Genomic DNA, 17325 nt, shown 5'->3' with positions numbered 1-17325 from the left:
GGGTGCCGACATTAACCACATACCGGAATGGGCGGGTGCACCGCTAGGGCGAGGCCGCCTTGTGAGGTTTCCCGGTATTTGGCGTTGATGTCCTTACCGGTGTTGTACATAGTCCAGATGACCTCATCGAGGCTGACACATGGCTTGCTTTCGCGGTCCAAGGCCATGCGTGCGCTGGTAATGGCGTCTACCGCAGCCACGGCATTGCGCTCGATGCAGGGGACTTGCACTTGGCCTAGGACCGGGTCGCAGGTCAGGCCCAATTTGTGTTCCATGCCGATTTCAGCCGCGACGCAGACCTGTTCCGGTGTTGCCCCCATCAGTTGGGCCAGCCCGGCCGCTGCCATGGAGCAGGCGACGCCAATTTCTCCTTGGCAGCCTACTTCCGCACCGGAAATGGAGGCGTTCATCTTGTAGAGCGCGGCGATGTGGTTGCAGGCGAAGATATAGTCCGCGAACATGCTCGGGGTAACTGGCTCGACGAATTCATCGAAATAGGCCAGTACCGCAGGCACGACGCCGCATGCGCCGTTAGTAGGTGCGGTGACGACGCGGCCACAGGCGGCATTTTCCTCCGAAATGGCCAGGGCAAACATGTGTACCCAACTCAAAATGTTGAGGCCATCGTGGGGGTCGGATTGTTCCAGCCTGCGCTTCAGGGCTGCGGCGCGGCGCGGTACGAGCAGGGCACCGGGCAGCGGGCCATCGGTTGTGGAGCCGCGCTTGATGCCGGTGTACATGACATCGCGGACCTTGCGCAGGTGCTCGTCGATGTCCCCCTCGCTGCGCAGCGCCTTTTCATTGGCCCTGCCGAGCTCCGGGAGCGTCATATTATTGGTTTCACACAGCGCCAGTAATTCTTCCGCGCTGGCATAAGCGAATGGGATGTCAACGGTATCTCGGGTGCGCATGGCGAAGTCTTCTTGCTTGACGATGAACCCGCCACCCACTGAGTAGTAGGTCTTGTGCAAGATGTCTTCCTCGCCGGCAAAGGCGATAAGGCACATGCCGTTTTCGTGCATGGGGAGGTATTCATCGTGGAAGTATAATCCGCCGTCTTTGGGGAAGCTCACCTTGTGCGTACCACCGAGAAGCAGCGTTTCGCTCTGGCTGACCTCTTTCATGAAGGCGGAGATGCCGTCGATATCGACGGTTTCTGGTTCTTCGCCGGCCAGTCCCAACAGGATGGCTTTATCGGTGGAGTGGCCCACACCGGTCAAAGACAGGGAGCCGTAGACATTGGCTTGGACGCGGGTGACCTTATCCATGAGGTCTTTTTCTTTGAGCTCGTCAACGAAGGCCTTGCCGGCTTTCATTGGCCCAAGGGTGTGTGAGCTTGAGGGGCCGATGCCGATCTTGAACATATCGAAGATGCTGATGAACATGGTTTTCTCCTGGAAAATCCTGAGAAGCAAGTGCTGCTTAGAAAGCCTGCACGATGGAGTAGATGATGGTGGCGAGGGCAATAAGACCCATGATGAACACGAAGTAGTTGGAGGCCTTGCCCTTAAAGCGGGCGAGTGCTGGAACCTTGTGGATGGCAATCATCGGGATGAGGAACAGCATGATGGCGATGGTCGGGCCGCAGAGGGTTTCAATCATGCCGAGGATGGAAGGATCTGCCCAGGCAACGAGCCATGCGGTTACCAGCATGAAGACAAGCGTGATGGTGTCGAGCTTGTGGCTGGATTCTGCGTCATCTTTATTGGCATTCTTGCTGCCTTTGACCAGGAGGCCCTCGAAGCCTTCTGCAGCGCCGAGGTAGTGACCTAAGAAGGACTTGGCTACGGCAATCATGGCGATGATAGGGGCAATCCACTGGATGACGGGGTTATCAAAGTGGTTGGCCAGGTAAGACAAGATGGTGATGTTTTGTTCCTTGGCCTCGGCCATATCCGCAGGCGATAGGCTGAGCGCGCAGGAGAAGACGAAGAACATCACGACGGCGACCATGAGGATTTCCGCGCGGAGCAATATCTTGCGGGACTTGTATTCCGCGTACTTGCCGTAGGTTTGGCGGCGGTCAACGGCGAAGGAAGAAATCATGGGCGAGTGGTTGAAGGAAAAGACCATGACTGGGACTAGGAGCATCAAGGTAATGCCCATGCCGTGGCCGGAGGCTTCGCGCGCGACGTCGAGGTCGAAGCTATCAAAGAGTGCGGTATTCCACTTGGGGATGAGGTACAGCGAGAGTAGGACTAGGATGCCGATGAACGGGTAGACCAAGTAGGACATGACGTGGACGACCACGCTTTTGCCCATGCGTACGACGAGGATGAGGCCGCCTACGAGAACCAGCGAGGTAAGCCACCGATCCGGTGAGGTGATGCCTAATTGGTGTTCCAAAAAGGAATTGACCGTGTTGGTGATGGTTACCGAGTACACCAACAGGATGGGGTAGACGGAGAGGAAGTAGAGGATATTCATCAGCACGCCGGCTTTAACACCGAAGTGTTCCTCCACGACGTCGGTGAGATCGCCATCTGGCTTTGAGCTTGATAGGACCAGGCGGGTCATGCCGCGGTGGGCCCAGTAGGTCATCGGCAAGGCGACGACGGTCATAATAAGAAGCGGGATGATGCCGCCGATGCCAGCGTTGATAGGGAGGAAGAGCACGCCGGCTCCAATGGCGGTGCCGAATAGGGAGAGCATCCAAACGGTGTCTTCTTTGTTCCACGCTGGGGCGCCTTCTTGGCCCGCAAATGGGGTTTCTATGCCGTCAGCGGGTGGCTTTTCTTCTGCGGGTAATTGTTCCGGATTTTGCGCGCCGTGTTCTGGATTTTCGACGGGTCCGTGGCGCAAGAGCTTGTGGGACATTTTCTTTCCTCCTCTGCATGGGGTTGCCCGAAGCTAGAGGGCTCCTGTCACCCTGGAGTGAGAAAACATTTTCTCTCACCAGCGTGCGCGGGCAAGGGTCTGAAATTAAATTCTCAGCTTGTATCCAGCCCATTCGCTTCGTTACGTGTTAAGTATAAGCCCGTGGTAATGTCACGTGATAATAATTTATTACATTTGGGTTGGGTAAATTATCACTCTGAAAAAGCTTGCGCAGCGCCCAGTCATATGCATTGTTGAACAATATCGGCCTCTTTGTGAGCTAGATCATAGAAAATCGCTGGTGTGAGTGGGCGCTCGTGCAGGTAAACGCCGGATGAAGAGAAAACGTGTGAGAGGAAATTAGGTCTCGACCAAAACCGTGAACGGGCCTTCGTTGACGGAAGATACGCGCATCATAGCCCCGAATTGGCCTGCCTCCACCGCGATATTGCGCTCGCGGAGGCGCTCGATGATGTACTCGATGACCGGCTCGGCCTCTTCTCCTGGGGCCGCATCGGCCCACGATGGGCGCCGCCCCTTGGCGGTGCGGCCATACAGCGTGAACTGGCTGACAACCAATACCGGCGCTCCGGCATCGGCAACCGATACTTCACCTTCCAGGATGCGCAGCTCCGCGATCTTGCGGGCCATCTTTTCCGCGCGCGGTGCCCAATCGTCCAAATCCTCCCTGGAAACACCGACGAGGGCTAAAAGCCCGCCGGTTTCCGGGCAGTCAATGGCGCTGACGGTTTCACCCGCAACCGCGACCGCGGCTTTGGACACGCGGGTTAGTACTGCGCGCATAAAAGTCCCTTCCTTTCTTAGCTATTCAGAGGTATGCGGTGCTATCCGGTGCTAATTGGTGTGGGTTGTTGGGGCAGCGTCGTCCTCGAGCAGCAGATCGGCGGGAATGAGCATGCCGTGGCGGACCAGATCGATAATGGCGGGAAGCGCGGCGGCGGTCAGTTCTGCTTCATCGAAGCCGTGTGCGGCAGCATAGAGGCCCACGGTCTCGCCGAGGTTGAGTCCTTGGGGAGATAGGCCAGCAACGATTGCGGCCAAGTGCTCATCAACTTCGTGGCTCCACCGGGGCCCATCGGTACGGGTGAGGCGGATCACCGCCCGGTTAAATCCTTGTTTGTTATCGGTATCGGCCACGCTGACTTCTTCCTTCGCCATCTGTGGGCGTACCTGAAAGTGCTTGCCCTCCAGCTCACCAGGAACCAAATCGCGCAGCCACGCCACGCGGGCGAAGTATTCTTCCACCTCAGGGCCCAAAGGATCGCTAAAGTGCTGCGGCATTTCTTCGGCCAAGATATCGGAGGGCGCGTCTTCGGCGATTTTTTGGATGGCGACGAATCCGAACCCGATACCCGTGACATCGTGGTCGTGGAAATGATTCAGCCAGGCCGTGGAGCGGGCCTTGCCCTCATCGCTGCGCACATCCAACGATTCATCCTTGAGCCACGTGGATACGTAAAGGGAGGGATCGGCGATATCGCGCTGAATGATCCAGGCGGCGATACCCTTATCCGGCAACCACGAGGCCACGCGCTGCTGCCAGGTCTGCCCACTGGTATGTACCCAGGCGGCGAGCAAATGCGCGGTTCCGCCCGGGGTGAGGTGATCCACTGCCTGGGATACCACCAATTCGCTGGCCCCATCCAAGTTCAGCCCAGAATCGCGGTAGACATGGCCCACCTCAGGGAGGCCAACGACGAACGGGGGATTGGCAACGATGCGGTCGAAGGTGCACCCCGCAACGGGCTCGAACCACGAGCCCTCTACAAGCTCTACCTCGGTGCTAGACCCCGCGGCCGCGACGGTCGCACCGGCCAAATCAAGCGCGCGCCGGTGGACGTCTGTTGCCGTAATGCTGTGCGCGCTCTCGAGCTGCCCCAGCAGTTGCACGCCGGAGCCGGTACCCAAATCGAGCACCGTTGATACCGGGCTTACCGGCGTCGATTGCAAAAGCGAGAGGCTTGCCGCCCCGACGCCCAACACGTGATCCGCGCCGGGGACGTGGTCCACCAGCGAGGCATCGACATCGGAAAAGACGAGGCGGTTGGAGCCAACGATGATATGGGGCCGGATATCGAGGGCGATGTAGATGCTGCCGCGATCATCGGAAAGCGCCACGCCGGCATCCAGGAGCTTGGCGGCAAGGCGGGCCCCGAGGGCATCGGCAAGCAGCGTGGCAGGCAAATGTTCATGCAGTAGGAAGAAACGAATGAGCGTATCCAGCTGGGTATTACCCGCGGTTCCGCGCGCCACCGCGGCAGGCTCACCACGGTAGAGCGCCTCCGTAAGCTCTGGGCCCAAATGCCCCGCTAAACCATCGGTAGTAAAACCGGCCTGCGAAAAAGCCTCCGCTAACTCTGGGGCAAGATCGCGCAGCGCGGCGGCGTCGAAATTAGGGCCAAAGGACGTCATGCTGGGAGAAGTTCCTTTCCAGTCGTGCTGATGATGCGGCTAGTCGGAGGCTGCATCGTCATGGTCAATAACGGAATGCTGAGATTCGATTGCCTTGGAGCCGCCGCGGGAAATCTGTTGGTTTTGATACTGCGAATATAGCTGACGATTCATCGCGGGTTTATAGACATTTTTATCCCGCTTGTCCTTCTTCTCACCGCGGCTATTGCCAATGACCACGGCAATCCACGGCAAGGGAAAAGTCACGCCCACGATAATCGCCGCGAGTAACCACCAATGCAGGTACAAAAAGACCCCGGCAATGAGCAGCGATGGCACGCGCAAGAATTGGAAAAAGCCGTACCACAGCTCCCTGCGCCTGCGATCTTGTGCGGGCGAGAGCTTGGCATCCGTGATGAGAAAACGTTCCTTTTTGCCAAACACTTAAACTACGCACCTCCCTGGAGCCCGCCGCGTAACCCTACAACAGGGGACGGGAAAGCCGGCGTTGGCGTGCGTAGAGTGTGCATGTTCTCCAAGGGTAGACGCATGACTCGCAAAGTTCGATGCTGATGCGGCAAAATGGGGTGCGTGACTACGACTACGAAGACAATTGAACGGCCAGATATTCGTGAAGACACTTCGACGACGGATGATGACACGCCGAAGTTCTTCCACTACGTCAAGAAGGATCAGATTCTTGATTCCGCGGTCAACGGCAAGTACGTCGTTGCCCTGTGCGGTGAGACCTTCCCGGTAACCAAACAGGCAAAGCCGGGCTCGCCGGTCTGCCCCGATTGCGAACGCGTTTTTAAGGGTCTTCGCCGCAAGTGAGGACGTTTAAGAAGACGAACCTCCGCGCGTGGCAGCAATCAGCCCTCGATAAATTCCTCGCCACCAAGCCACAAGATTTTATGGCCGTGGCGACCCCCGGTGCGGGTAAAACCACCTTTGCTCTGCGCATCGCAACGGAGCTCATGGAAGACCGCACGGTAGAGCGCGTCATCGTCGTGGTACCTACCGAGCACCTGAAGACGCAGTGGTCTGCCGCCGCCGCGCGGGTGGGCTTGGCCTTGGATCCTGCCTTCACGAATTCCTCTGCTGTTAACCCCAGCATGGATGGCATCGTGGTGACCTATGCCCAAGTGGGCATGCACCCCTTCAAACACCGCGCCGTTGCTTCCGCGCGGCGCACCTTGGTGATCTTGGACGAGATTCACCACGCCGGCGACGCCAAAAGCTGGGGCGATGGCGTCAAGGAGGCCTACGACGACGTCAACCACCGCCTCGCGCTGACCGGTACGCCGTTTCGCTCCGATGAATCGCCCATCCCCTTTGTGCGCTATGAGGACGATGGGGAAGGACACAAGGTCTCGCGCGCCGACCACACCTACGATTACGGCGATGCGCTTGCCGATGGCGTCGTGCGCCCCGTCGTCTTCCTGTCCTACTCCGGCGAGGCGCGCTGGCGGGACTCCGCCGGGGAGGAGCACTCCGCGCGCCTGGGTGACATCATGAACGTGGAACAAACCGCGCGCGCCTGGCGAACCGCGCTCGACCCCAAGGGCGAATGGATCCCCGCCGTGCTGCAGGCGGCGCATACCCGCTTGATGCAGATGCGGCGCAATATGCCGGATGCCGGCGGGCTCGTGCTCGCTTCCGATACCACCACCGCCCGTGCCTACGCGAAAATCCTCAAGCAACTCTCCAATACCCCAGTCTCGGTCATTTTGTCCGATGACCCAGGCTCCTCGGACCGCATTCAAGAATTTGCGGACTCCACCGATGAATGGATGGTTGCCGTCCGCATGGTGTCCGAGGGCGTCGACGTGCCCCGCCTCGCGGTGGGCGTCTACGCCACCTCCGCGTCGACCCCCTTGTTCTTCGCCCAGGCAATCGGCCGCTTCGTGCGCTCCCGCATGCCTGGCGAAACCGCCTCGGTATTCCTTCCCTCCGTCCCCGTGCTCCTCGGCCTTGCAGAGCACATGGAAAAATCCCGCGATCACGTTTTGGGCAAAGAAAAGACGGAGAAAGAAGGCTGGGACGACGAGCTACTCGAGCAAGCAAACCAGAAAAAGACCGAACCAGATATGTTGGAAAAGTCTTATGAGTCCTTAGGCGCCGAAGCCGAATTCTCTGGCCTGCTCTATAACGGCTCGCAGTTTAATACCGGCGATATGACCTCTGATGAGGAAGCCGACTTCCTCGGCATCCCCGGGCTCCTCGACGCCGACCAGGTAAAAGACCTACTGCGCAAGAAGCAATCCGAGGAAATGGACCGCCGTGAGGCTGAGGAAAAGGCGCGCCGGGCTGCCGAGGCAGCCGAGGAACAGCGTCGCAAGCTCTACGGCACCCCGCACGCGCCGAAGCGTGGGGGACAGGCGGGTGCTGCGGGGGCGGCACCAAGCCTTGCCGGCTCCGATGCCGGAACGGTGGATGAAATCTCGGCGCTGCGCAAGGAACTCAACACCGTCGTGTCTATCACCGCGCAGCGCACCGGACGCCCGCACGGCGCCATTCACACCGAAGCACGCAAGGCCTGCGGCGGGCCGCCCACCGCGCTGTGCGACGCCGAGCAGCTTCGCGAGCGCATCGACTACCTGCGCAAGTGGTAAACGCTTCGAGAAGCGTCCGCTGAGTCTCAGCGGAGGTGCGCCGAACGTGCGTCTGAAAATGTGAACGGTGTAAATGTTTTTAGGAAGAGTAAGCTCGATATCATCCTGCCCGTAGGCCTTTGGCTTAAGAAGATCCAAGGAGATGGATGATGAAGAAGCTCATCAACTCGCCGGAAAACGTTGTTGCTGAATCTGTTGAAGGATTCGCGCAGGCACACAAAGACATCGTCACGCGTGCAACTGACCCTCTATTCGTAAGCCGCAAAGAGAAAAAGGAGAGCGGCAAGGTCGCCGTCGTTTCTGGCGGCGGTTCGGGACACGAGCCGCTCCACGCGGGATTCGTTGGCCATGGCATGCTCGACGCTGCTGTTCCCGGTGCGATGTTTACCTCACCGACGCCGGATGCGATTCAAGCAGCAACCAACGCCGTCAATACCGGCGCGGGCGTGCTTTACATTGTTAAGAACTACACGGGGGACGTCCTCAACTTCGATACGGCGGCTGAACTCGCCGAGTTTGATGACATTGAGGTCAGCCAGGTCATCGTAGATGACGATGTCGCCGTTGAGGACTCAACGTATACCGCTGGCCGCCGCGGCGTGGCTGGAACCCTTCTCGTGGAGAAGCTGGCGGGCGCGGCCGCCGAGCGAGGCGATGACCTTGCTGCCGTTACTGCTGTCGCAAAGAAAGTAGTGGAGAACACTGCCACTATGGGGGCAGCATTGTCTGCGTGCACCGTGCCCCATGTGGGAAAGCCCTCCTTTGATTTGGGGGAGGACGAGGTCGAGTTGGGCGTCGGTATTCACGGTGAACCCGGCCGGAAAGAAATCCCGATTGTTTCTGCTGACGACGTAACGGATCACCTGCTGGATCCCATCCTGGCGGACCTTAAACTGAGTGAAGGCGAGCGCACCATCGTTGTGGTGAACGGCATGGGAGCTACGCCTGCTTCGGAACTCTATGTGGTCTACCGCCGTGTGGCTCAACGTCTCAAGGACGCGGGCGTGACCATCGAGAGATCACTCGTGGGTGACTTCGTTACTAGCTTGGATATGGCGGGTTGTTCTGTCACCGTGATGCGCGCTGATGATCAAGATATTGCGCTGTTCGACGCCCCCTGCCACACCGCCGCTCTACGCAAAGGAATGTAATCATGACTAACCTTTCAACTGTTTGGGCACAGGACTGGATGAAGAACTGTGCTGCAGCCGCCCATGACCATCGTGATGAGCTCATCGAGCTAGACCGTGTGATTGGTGACAGCGACCATGGTGAAAACGTCGACCGCGGTTTCCGTGCCGTGGTGGACAAGGTTGCTGCCGAAACCACTGAAGACGGCTCGACCGTTGTGGACGTGCTCAAGCTCACCGCCAAAACTCTGATGTCCACTGTTGGCGGTGCCTCCGGGCCTCTGTTGGGCACCGCGTTCTTACGTGCTGCTAAGGCAGCCGGCTCTGGTGATCTCGATGCCTCTGCAGCGGCTGCAGTTATCGAAGCCGCCGCTGAAGGAATCACCTCGCGAGGCAAGGCCACGGAGGGGGAGAAGACGATGGTTGATGCTTGGGCTCCTGCTGCCCGTGCTGCCCGTGAAGCAGCAAATGCCGGACGCAGCCCAGCTGAGGTTCTGCGCGCGGCTGCCGAAGTCGCAGCCGAAGGCGCCGAGGCTACCATCTCAATGGTGGCGACGAAGGGACGTGCCTCCTATCTGGGAGAGCGATCCGTAGGGCACAAGGACCCAGGTGCGGCGTCCACCGCGCTCTTTCTAGCAGCGGCTGCCGACGCAGCCTCGAGCGCAGTGACTGAAGACAGCGGCAACAACAAAGCAGAGGAGGCTTAGACGATGCCACAACCACACGTTGGCCTCGTACTCGTTTCTCATTCGGCCAAACTTGTCGAAGGTCTCGCGGAACTCGCAGCCCAGATGGCCTCGGACATCACCATCCGCACAGCTGGTGGACTCGAAGACGGGGGAATTGGAACCTCGTATGACCTCATCGAATCTGCCATCAACGACCTCCTAAGTCAGGAGCTCGGTGTGGTTGTTCTCACTGACTTAGGCTCAGCCACGATGACAGTGGAGTCTGTACTGGAGTTCCTAGAAGATGATCCGGTGACTTTCGTTGATGCACCGTTGGTGGAGGCCGCCATTGCCGCGGCTACGTCTGCGCAACAAGGAGATGACCTTGCCGCCGTAGCCACGGCAGCAGCACAGGCCATTGATATCTTTGTCGCATCGAATTCTTCCCGCTCGGCGACAACTGACGAAAGCACTGCGAGTGCAACATCAGAAACGGGAGAGTCATATAAGCGAACCGTCACTGTTGCGGACGCAGCGGGCCTGCATGCCCGGCCCGCTTCAAAAGTCGCTGAAATGGCGGCGACGGCAGACGGTGACATCGTCATTACTTACGATGGTGAGGACGCTGAAGCAGATTCAGCAATGATGCTGATGTCTCTCGGCGCGCCTCATGGCGCGTCAGTCACCGTCAGCGGAGAAGCTGGTGACTCTGCCCTTGTCGACCAGATTGCAGACGGTATCGCTCAGGGACCCGACGAGTAAGTCAAGAGTACTTCCACGGGTGCCATGATATGAGGGGTAAATGGCCCGCCCGTGGTGGTTTCGTGCCCTGACTGGTTGGATAGCGGTTGAGGTGGAACGCAGCTAAGTTCCCGTGAAAGCGCAAAACCCTGAACCAACCAAATCCAGCGAATCGGTATGGCAACACCGGCAAGTTCCTACTACGCGCCTCATGCGGATGCTTATGGAGCCGGCCCAAGGCCGGCTCTTACTTCACGAATTCCGCGTCGGCGTAGACGGGGAAGATCTCACGAGAGAAGTTGTGTTCGCCTTCGATGCTCGCCGTAGAGGGAATCCCGCAGGTTCCTATAAGCGCGGTAACAGTTGTCGTGCTTTCGGCGGCTCTTCTACAGTCCATCCTGTAGGAGCTTAGATCAAAAGCGGCGAGGGATACGTAATCTCCTCGCCGCTCTCCCTTTTCGCAAGGGCTACATGCAACTAGTCCAAGTAGTCACGCAGGACCTGCGAGCGCGACGGGTGGCGCAGCTTCGACATCGTCTTGGACTCGATTTGGCGGATACGCTCGCGGGTAACGCCGTAGACCTGACCAATCTCGTCTAAAGTGCGCGGCATGCCATCGGTAAGCCCGAAGCGCAGGCGCACGACGCCGGCTTCGCGCTCGGACAACGTCGTCAGCACGTCCTGGAGCTGGTCCTGCAGCAAGGTGAAGGACACGGCATCGACGGCGATGACGGCCTCAGAGTCCTCGATGAAGTCACCCAATTGGGAATCGCCCTCATCACCGATGGTCTGGTCCAGCGAGATGGGCTCACGCGCATACTGCTGAATCTCCATCACCTTTTCTTCGGTGATGTCCATTTCCTTCGCGAGCTCCTGCGGGGTGGGCTCGCGGCCCAAGTCCTGCAGCAGCTCGCGCTGGATGCGGCCCAGCTTGTTGATGACTTCCACCATGTGCACCGGGATGCGGATGGTGCGGGCCTGGTCAGCCATGGCGCGGGTAATAGCCTGGCGAATCCACCACGTGGCGTAGGTAGAGAACTTATAGCCCTTGGTGTAATCGAACTTTTCCACCGCACGGATAAGGCCCAAGTTGCCTTCCTGAATAAGGTCCAAGAAAGCCATGCCGCGGCCGGTGTAGCGCTTGGCCAAGGAGACCACCAGGCGAAGGTTGGCCTCCAACAGGTGGTTTTTAGCCTTGCGCCCGTCCCTTGCGATGCTGCGCAAGTCGCGCTTTTCCATGGGGGAGAGCTTGGCAGCCTTATCGCCCTCCGCGCGAGCCTTTTCCATCTCGTCCATGCGGTGCTGCGCGTACAGACCGGCCTCAATGCGCTTTGCCAAAGAGACCTCCTGCTCCGCATTAAGCAGGGCAACCTTACCGATCTGCTTAAGGTACGCACGCACGGAGTCGGCGGAGGCGGTCAGCTGTGCATCCTTGCGCGCCTGGCGCAGGGCGACGGATTCTTCCTCGTCCCAGACTGAGGACGTATCTTCTGCTTCTTCCTCGTCTTCTTCTTCGCCCAACTCTTCCTGAATATCGTCTTCATCCAGGTCAGTAGGAGCATCGAATTCATCTTCTTCGATGTCCTCGTGGGGTGGGTCGAAGTCGGCGTCATCCGCAGGGGCGTCTTGCTCAACGGCGTCGAGCTGATCCTCTGCGTCCTCAGCTTCCGATGGTGCTTTGTCCGCAGAGTTTGCGGGGGAGTCTTGCGGTTCCGCCGCAGAGGCTCGCACGGTTTTCTTGACAGCTTTCTTGGCTGATTTCTTTGCCGACTTCTTGGCGGTCTTCTTAGCCGTTTTCTTGGCAGTCTTTTTCGCCGTCTTCTTAGCTGTCTTCTTGGCGGTTTTCTTCGCCGTTTTCTTTGCCGTCTTTTTGGCGGTCTTCTTTGCAGGAGTAGATGCCTCGACTGACTTGTCGTCCTCGCCGAGTGCCTGGTCTGAAGAATCAGTGGCTGCCACGTACGCCCTTTCGACTTACTACTTGATGGAAATAGCTCACCGCACCCGCACAGGGTGGCAATAGCATTATGAAATGCTAGCGTGTGTAGGCCTTATGCAGGTCAGACACGCCCGAGAGCCATGCAATTTTGGATCGACCGCCCAGTATAGGCGATTTTTGCACAATGCCGGTAGATAGGGTTATCGCAACGGTGATTTTATGGCTCTAGGCCTTCCAATACAGCCATTGCTGCACCTACAATGCCCGCACGATTTTCCAGTTGTGCAGGCATAACGGGGCTATCAATGGTTAAGTGGGGTCCCCATTTGTGGAATTTGCGAGATATGCCACCCCCGATGAGGAAAGCTTGCGGGTTAAATAATTTCTCGTATTCTTCCAGCACACGATTGAGCCGAACCGCCCACTCCTTGTACTTCAACCCTTCGCGTTCTTTGGCTGCGGAGGATGCGATCGCCTCGGCCTCGTCAGTTCCCACCGTGAGGTGGCCGAGCTCAGTATTGGGGAAGAGCTGCCCGTTGAGGAAGAAGGCCGAGCCAATGCCGGTTCCAAGTGTCAAAAAGATGACTGGTCCGGTTTTAGCCAACTCGTTTCCATATGCGACTTCCGCAAGGCCTGCGGCATCGGCATCATTCAAGACGACAAAATCTACGTCTAAATAGCGCGAAAACAACTCGGTGGTATCCACTCCTACCCACTCAGGTGAGATATTGGCAGCGGAGTGCACCGTGTGGTTGGACACCACCGAGGGCAAGGTTATGCCGACGGGCTTGTCCCATTCTTTTTCGCGCACAATTTGGGCTACCACCGTGGCTACCTCATGTGGCGTGGACGGCTGTGGGGTGGGGATCTTCAGCCGTGGGCCCACGAATTCATCGTTATTGAGGTCGACTTCGGCGCCCTTAATGCCGGAGCCGCCGATATCGACGCCAAAAGAGTGGCCAGTATGAGTAGTCATGCTCGCAAGTGTAGAAGAAGGCACAATGGTTGGCATGGAACATGACATAGATTTTCTGCAGCTGCGAGATTTTGCGGAAACTACCGCAATGCGTGCGGCTGAACTTATTCGCGCGCGCCGTGCAGAGTTGGTTGCTGGAGACGGTATTGCTGCACATACTCAGACAAAATCGAGCGCCGTCGACCCGGTTACGGAGGTCGATACCGCCACCGAGGAGTTTATTACGCGTACGATCAGGGAAATCCGCCCTGGAGATGGCCTGTTGGGTGAGGAAGGCGCAAGCTTCGACGGGACGACTGGGGTGCGGTGGATCGTGGACCCCATCGACGGAACCGTCAATTTCCTTTACGGCATTCCGGACTATGCGGTCTCGATTGGCGCGGAATACGACGGCCGCTTGGTAGCGGGTGCAGTGGTCAATGTGGTGCGGCGGCAGGTGTATGCCGCCGCGGCAGGAGCGGGCGCCACGGTTGCCACTACGGATGGCACGCGGTCTTCGCTACGGTGCGGTGAGCAAGACGATCCGGCGCTTTCCTTGGTAGCGACGGGATTTGGTTACGACGCACAGCGGCGCAAGCAACAGGCGGAATTGCTGACTAAATTGTTGCCGCAGGTCCGCGATATTCGCCGCATCGGCGCAGCCGCCCTTGATTTGTGCCGCGTGGCAGAGGGGAGCGTTGACGCTTATTTCGAGCACGGAATTAACGCCTGGGATTTTGCTGCCGGTGCTCTCATCGCTCGCGAGGCAGGAGCTAAAGTTCATCACCCAGGACTGGACAAGGGGTCCGCTGATGGCGAATTAACGTGGGCCGCGGGGGTGAATTTGGCACCCGCATTTGAGGAACTTTTGGCAGCACATGGCGCTAAGGAGGCGATGCGGGGGTGAAGGGTCTAAGAAATTTTTAGCAGCAGGATGACATATCGGTGTTTGTCCTTTACTATGCGCGATCGATAAACAACTATTCCTAAAGCAACTCGACTAATAGGGGCGTGTATTATGGCCACCGATTATGACGCACCGCGCCGCGGCGCAGAAGAAGAACTTGAAACTGACTCTTTAGAGGGACTGAAAGCAGCTGAGCCCGAAAGCAACGGCATGGATGACGATGGCGAAATCGTCGAAGCATTCCAACCGCCATCAGTTGACCTGACCGGCGAGGAACTCAACGTACAGGTCGTTCCCCGTCAAGAAGACGAATTTACCTGCGGATCCTGCTTTTTGGTCCAGTCCAATAAGCGTTATTCGCACGAAGAAGATGGCATGCCCATCTGTAAGGATTGTGCCTAAGCAGCCGGTATTGGCCTAGCTAGTCGATATTGCGCACAATCCAAATAAAGATTCACCCCGCCGCAGTTTGCAATGGTAAACGCGGCGGGGTTTGAAGTTTCCTTGTCTAGCAGACACCCAATGTGCGTGGGACCTAACTCCCTGGGGCCTCTACTTTCTGAGGGCGGTAAATCCTCTCAGTCATCCGGTTCTATCTAGGGCTGCTCGCCTTTGCTCTTTCCATCCGGTACGCTGCCTTGCTTCTGCCGTTTCTCCCATAGGTATCTACGACCCAGGAAGATGGGCAAGACTAGAACGAAGTAAAAAGCCATGTACCCCACTACGTGAAGGAAGATGCCGTCAGAGCTTACTTCGCTCCAGGCCACCCCCTCTACGCTTGATGAGGACACTCCACGCCAACCAGTTACTTGACTGACATAGAATTCAGCGATGACCATTAGTGGCAGTAGCACAAAGGAAAACCACCACGGAGGTATCCAGGGTTTCCCATCTTTCTGAGTTCTGCGTAGAGCTCCTCCGAAACCCATTGAGATCTCCTCCTAGTCCAACTGTTCACAGACAGTACAAGAACCCGCGTAAGGTGCGACCGAAATTCTTTTTTAATTCTATCTTTCGGGCTTGCTCGGGGGATGCAGTAGCAACGAAAACACCAACGGCACTCTCACAGGTGACGCCTTCTAAAAAGCAGCGATTCCCTAGAATCTACGAACCTTTTGCGTGCTGCTCCGGCAGGAAGGCGCGGAGCAGTTGGTCTGGATCTTTCGAGGCAATGAGCCAATATGGGGTGTCATCCTCCGGATCATTGAGGACCATCATGGCGTGCTCGTCAATCCACGCATGAGAGACCAAGAATGCAGCCGGATCGAATTGCGGGCCCAGTGCGTTATGGCGCGCAGACTTTGGAACGGTAATCGAACGAGAGACAACCTCATTGGGCAACTGTGCATCCTTGACGAGCAGCCACCGCGTTCCATCTTCATCTTGTTCTACCTGCACAACGGTCCCAGACCACGTGATGAGGACCCAGATAGCGATGGCGCCGAGCAGGACTGCGGGAATGATGGTCCACCACACAGAGCGGTTAAGTCCGGCCGTGGCTGAGGTTAAAGCCACAACGATTGCTGCAAAAATCCAGAAGTACCACGGCACCCACTGGCGTTCGCGATACAACACTTTCGGGGCAGCGGGTTGAGGAGCAGAAATATCAGACACGCCTAGGCATTCTAGTCCACTCCAGGCGCAGAATGAACCGACTGGGGCAGGTAGGATTGGCTAAGTGACTGATTCGAATTCGCTACCGCAGGAACAAACGCCAGTAGGAGACGTCAAAATTAAGCGCCTCGATAAAGATCTGCCGATGCCATTTCGGGCGCATCGGGGTGACGCCGGCGCCGATCTTTACGCTGCCGAGGCGCTTACCCTCCAACCTGGCGAACGCGCCCTCGTCGGCACCGGTATTGCCATGGCCTTGCCGCTGGGCACCGTGGGATTAATTCACCCGCGATCCGGACTGGCAGCTAAACATGGGCTGTCCATTGTCAATACGCCGGGTACCGTGGATGCTGACTACCGCGGGGAGATCAAGGTGTGCCTGATTAACCACGATCCCCACACCCCGATCGAGATCGAGCGCGGCATGCGCATCGCTCAACTCGTGGTACAGCGCGTAGAACTAATGGATTTTAGCGAAGTAGAAGACTTGGATGAGACCGTCCGCGGTACCGGCGGCTACGGATCAACCGGCGTATAGGAAGGATTACAAAATGGGCATTTGGCCATTTGGCAAAAAGAAAAACGATGACGGCCGGAAAGAAGAGCCGGAAAACCCTCAACAATCGCAGCCACAAGAGCCTGCCGCTGATTCCGCAGGATCGGCTTCGGCTGAATCGAGTTCCTTTGCATCCGTAAAAGATACGGCTGCCGATGCCGCCGCAGCCTCGGGACAGGTGCCAACGGAGTTTGCCCACGACGCCGTAAATGGCGAAACCGGCCCCTTCGATGGCGATTCCGTCAATATCGAAGACTTTGACTTTTCTGATTCTTCTATCGGCATCCTTGACCTTGGCTCGATGCGCATCCCGCTGCCCAAGGACTCCCAGGTCCAGGTAGAAATGGGCGAACAAGGCCCAAAGATGCTGCACATTGTCACCAAGGCGGGCCGTATTACTCCCGTTGCCTTTGCAGCGCCGCGCAAGCCTGGCCAGTGGGCTGAATCCGTGGAAGAAATCAAGGAAGGCATGAGCCGCGATGGGCTATCCGTCACCACGGAGCAAGGCCCTTGGGGGCTGGAAATCGTCGGTAAGAATGACAACGGTCAGCTCCGCGTCATTGGCGCCGAAGGCCCGCGGTGGATGCTGCGCTTGACTCTTGCGGCACCTACCGGCCTTGAAGAGGATTTGGCGCAGATCGCGCGCGATGTAGCATCGCGCACCTTTGTCTACCGCGGTGAGGATCCCATTTTGGCGGGCAACGCACTGCCGGTCATCATGCCCAAGCAGCTGGTGGAGCAGGTCAAACAAGCAATGGAAAAGCGCCAGCAGGAACAAGCAGGCGCAAATTCCCAGGGGCAGGCGGCCCAAGGGCACCCGGAAAACGGGGTAGGCGGCCCCGATCCCGCAGCCGAGGCGGAAGCCGAAAAGCAGCTGCGCGATTTGGGCGCGCAGCCACGCAAGGGGGAGAATGAATCTCCTACACATGACAAAGACAAGGGGTTTAACCCCGATTCCGATAAGTAAGTAAAGC

Annotated in this window: 17 protein-coding genes; 9 read left to right on the top strand and 8 right to left on the bottom strand. The window is 57.9% G+C overall.

The annotated features are described in order from the left end of the window. Positions 1–11 precede the first annotated feature (11 nt). From ACLI1T_RS06845 to ACLI1T_RS06825, 5 genes are all read right to left on the bottom strand, one after another. Positions 12–1385 (bottom strand): L-serine ammonia-lyase, encoded by a 1374-nt coding sequence (locus ACLI1T_RS06845; protein WP_411702264.1) that lies wholly within the window; start codon positions 1383–1385, stop codon positions 12–14. Between the two features lie 37 nt (positions 1386–1422). After that, positions 1423–2817, bottom strand: a complete 1395-nt coding sequence (locus tag ACLI1T_RS06840) for an HAAAP family serine/threonine permease (protein WP_349887740.1) — start codon at positions 2815–2817, stop codon at positions 1423–1425. 360 nt (positions 2818–3177) lie between these two features. Next, entirely contained in the window at positions 3178–3621 is a 444-nt protein-coding gene (dtd, locus tag ACLI1T_RS06835; RefSeq protein WP_411702263.1) for a D-aminoacyl-tRNA deacylase, read from the bottom strand. Between the two features lie 51 nt (positions 3622–3672). After that, positions 3673–5250 (bottom strand): methyltransferase, encoded by a 1578-nt coding sequence (locus tag ACLI1T_RS06830; RefSeq protein WP_411702262.1) that lies wholly within the window; start codon positions 5248–5250, stop codon positions 3673–3675. A 39-nt stretch (positions 5251–5289) separates the two neighbouring features. Then, entirely contained in the window at positions 5290–5673 is a 384-nt protein-coding gene (locus tag ACLI1T_RS06825) for a DUF3099 domain-containing protein (protein WP_237799478.1), read from the bottom strand. Positions 5674–5811: 138 nt separating this feature from the next. On the opposite strand from ACLI1T_RS06825, the gene ACLI1T_RS06820 reads away from it, so the two are divergent. From ACLI1T_RS06820 to dhaM, 5 genes are all read left to right on the top strand, one after another. Further along, positions 5812–6063, top strand: a complete 252-nt coding sequence (locus ACLI1T_RS06820; protein WP_349853686.1) for a DUF3039 domain-containing protein — start codon at positions 5812–5814, stop codon at positions 6061–6063. Beyond that, positions 6060–7844, top strand: coding sequence for a DEAD/DEAH box helicase (locus ACLI1T_RS06815; protein ID WP_349887738.1), 1785 nt, complete (start codon positions 6060–6062; stop codon positions 7842–7844). The genes ACLI1T_RS06820 and ACLI1T_RS06815 overlap by 4 nt, the downstream gene beginning before the upstream one ends. A 149-nt stretch (positions 7845–7993) precedes the next feature. Then, entirely contained in the window at positions 7994–8995 is a 1002-nt protein-coding gene (dhaK, locus tag ACLI1T_RS06810; protein WP_023022664.1) for a dihydroxyacetone kinase subunit DhaK, read from the top strand. 2 nt (positions 8996–8997) lie between these two features. Beyond that, positions 8998–9681, top strand: a complete 684-nt coding sequence (gene dhaL / locus ACLI1T_RS06805; RefSeq protein ID WP_411702261.1) for a dihydroxyacetone kinase subunit DhaL — start codon at positions 8998–9000, stop codon at positions 9679–9681. Positions 9682–9684: 3 nt separating this feature from the next. Continuing rightward, positions 9685–10404 carry a dihydroxyacetone kinase phosphoryl donor subunit DhaM gene (gene dhaM / locus ACLI1T_RS06800; RefSeq protein WP_411702260.1) on the top strand — a complete coding sequence of 240 codons (720 nt, stop codon included), beginning with the start codon at positions 9685–9687 and terminating at the stop codon, positions 10402–10404. A 456-nt stretch (positions 10405–10860) separates the two neighbouring features. Here dhaM and ACLI1T_RS06795 read toward each other — a convergent pair whose 3' ends face one another. Continuing rightward, the gene (locus tag ACLI1T_RS06795; RefSeq protein ID WP_411702259.1) at positions 10861–12339 is read right to left on the bottom strand and encodes an RNA polymerase sigma factor; all 1479 of its coding nucleotides are present in this window, start codon (positions 12337–12339) and stop codon (positions 10861–10863) included. 197 nt (positions 12340–12536) lie between these two features. Beyond that, positions 12537–13295: a polyphosphate--glucose phosphotransferase gene (gene ppgK / locus ACLI1T_RS06790; protein WP_411702258.1), complete on the bottom strand. Its 759-nt coding sequence runs from the start codon at positions 13293–13295 to the stop codon at positions 12537–12539. Between ppgK and ACLI1T_RS06785 the strand changes: the two genes are divergently transcribed. Next, a complete protein-coding gene (locus ACLI1T_RS06785; RefSeq protein WP_411702257.1) occupies positions 13294–14181 on the top strand; it encodes an inositol monophosphatase family protein in 888 nt (295 codons plus the stop codon). The genes ppgK and ACLI1T_RS06785 overlap by 2 nt on opposite strands. 111 nt (positions 14182–14292) lie before the next feature. After that, positions 14293–14583: a DUF4193 domain-containing protein gene (locus tag ACLI1T_RS06780; RefSeq protein ID WP_023022651.1), complete on the top strand. Its 291-nt coding sequence runs from the start codon at positions 14293–14295 to the stop codon at positions 14581–14583. A gap of 702 nt (positions 14584–15285) precedes the next feature. On the opposite strand, the gene ACLI1T_RS06775 is transcribed toward ACLI1T_RS06780, so the two are convergent. Then, positions 15286–15756, bottom strand: a complete 471-nt coding sequence (locus tag ACLI1T_RS06775) for a DUF3093 domain-containing protein (protein WP_023022647.1) — start codon at positions 15754–15756, stop codon at positions 15286–15288. 103 nt (positions 15757–15859) lie between these two features. Between ACLI1T_RS06775 and dut the strand changes: the two genes are divergently transcribed. Together dut and ACLI1T_RS06765 are read left to right on the top strand one after the other, a co-directional pair. Beyond that, positions 15860–16333 (top strand): dUTP diphosphatase, encoded by a 474-nt coding sequence (gene dut, locus ACLI1T_RS06770; RefSeq protein ID WP_349853692.1) that lies wholly within the window; start codon positions 15860–15862, stop codon positions 16331–16333. A 13-nt stretch (positions 16334–16346) separates the two neighbouring features. Further along, on the top strand, positions 16347–17318 hold the full coding sequence (locus tag ACLI1T_RS06765) for a DUF3710 domain-containing protein (RefSeq protein WP_411702256.1): 972 nt from the start codon (positions 16347–16349) through the stop codon (positions 17316–17318). The last annotated feature ends 7 nt before the right edge of the window (positions 17319–17325 follow it).

The sequence above is a fragment of the Corynebacterium tuingiense genome (assembly GCF_046718165.1).
Taxonomy (GTDB): domain Bacteria; phylum Actinomycetota; class Actinomycetes; order Mycobacteriales; family Mycobacteriaceae; genus Corynebacterium.
Note: the sequence above shows the minus strand (reverse complement) of the source record. Positions and strands in the feature narration are given on the sequence as shown.

Coding starts and splice junctions, on each gene's coding strand:
- ACLI1T_RS06780 (WP_023022651.1), top strand. CDS start 14,293: ATGGCCACCGATTATGACGCACCGCGCCGCGGCGCAGAAGAAGAACTT.
- dhaL (WP_411702261.1), top strand. CDS start 8,998: ATGACTAACCTTTCAACTGTTTGGGCACAGGACTGGATGAAGAACTGT.
- dhaM (WP_411702260.1), top strand. CDS start 9,685: ATGCCACAACCACACGTTGGCCTCGTACTCGTTTCTCATTCGGCCAAA.
- dhaK (WP_023022664.1), top strand. CDS start 7,994: ATGAAGAAGCTCATCAACTCGCCGGAAAACGTTGTTGCTGAATCTGTT.
- dtd (WP_411702263.1), bottom strand. CDS start 3,621: ATGCGCGCAGTACTAACCCGCGTGTCCAAAGCCGCGGTCGCGGTTGCG.
- ACLI1T_RS06785 (WP_411702257.1), top strand. CDS start 13,294: ATGCTCGCAAGTGTAGAAGAAGGCACAATGGTTGGCATGGAACATGAC.
- ACLI1T_RS06820 (WP_349853686.1), top strand. CDS start 5,812: ATGGGGTGCGTGACTACGACTACGAAGACAATTGAACGGCCAGATATT.
- ACLI1T_RS06765 (WP_411702256.1), top strand. CDS start 16,347: ATGGGCATTTGGCCATTTGGCAAAAAGAAAAACGATGACGGCCGGAAA.
- ACLI1T_RS06845 (WP_411702264.1), bottom strand. CDS start 1,385: ATGTTCATCAGCATCTTCGATATGTTCAAGATCGGCATCGGCCCCTCA.
- ACLI1T_RS06840 (WP_349887740.1), bottom strand. CDS start 2,817: ATGTCCCACAAGCTCTTGCGCCACGGACCCGTCGAAAATCCAGAACAC.
- ppgK (WP_411702258.1), bottom strand. CDS start 13,295: ATGACTACTCATACTGGCCACTCTTTTGGCGTCGATATCGGCGGCTCC.
- ACLI1T_RS06830 (WP_411702262.1), bottom strand. CDS start 5,250: ATGACGTCCTTTGGCCCTAATTTCGACGCCGCCGCGCTGCGCGATCTT.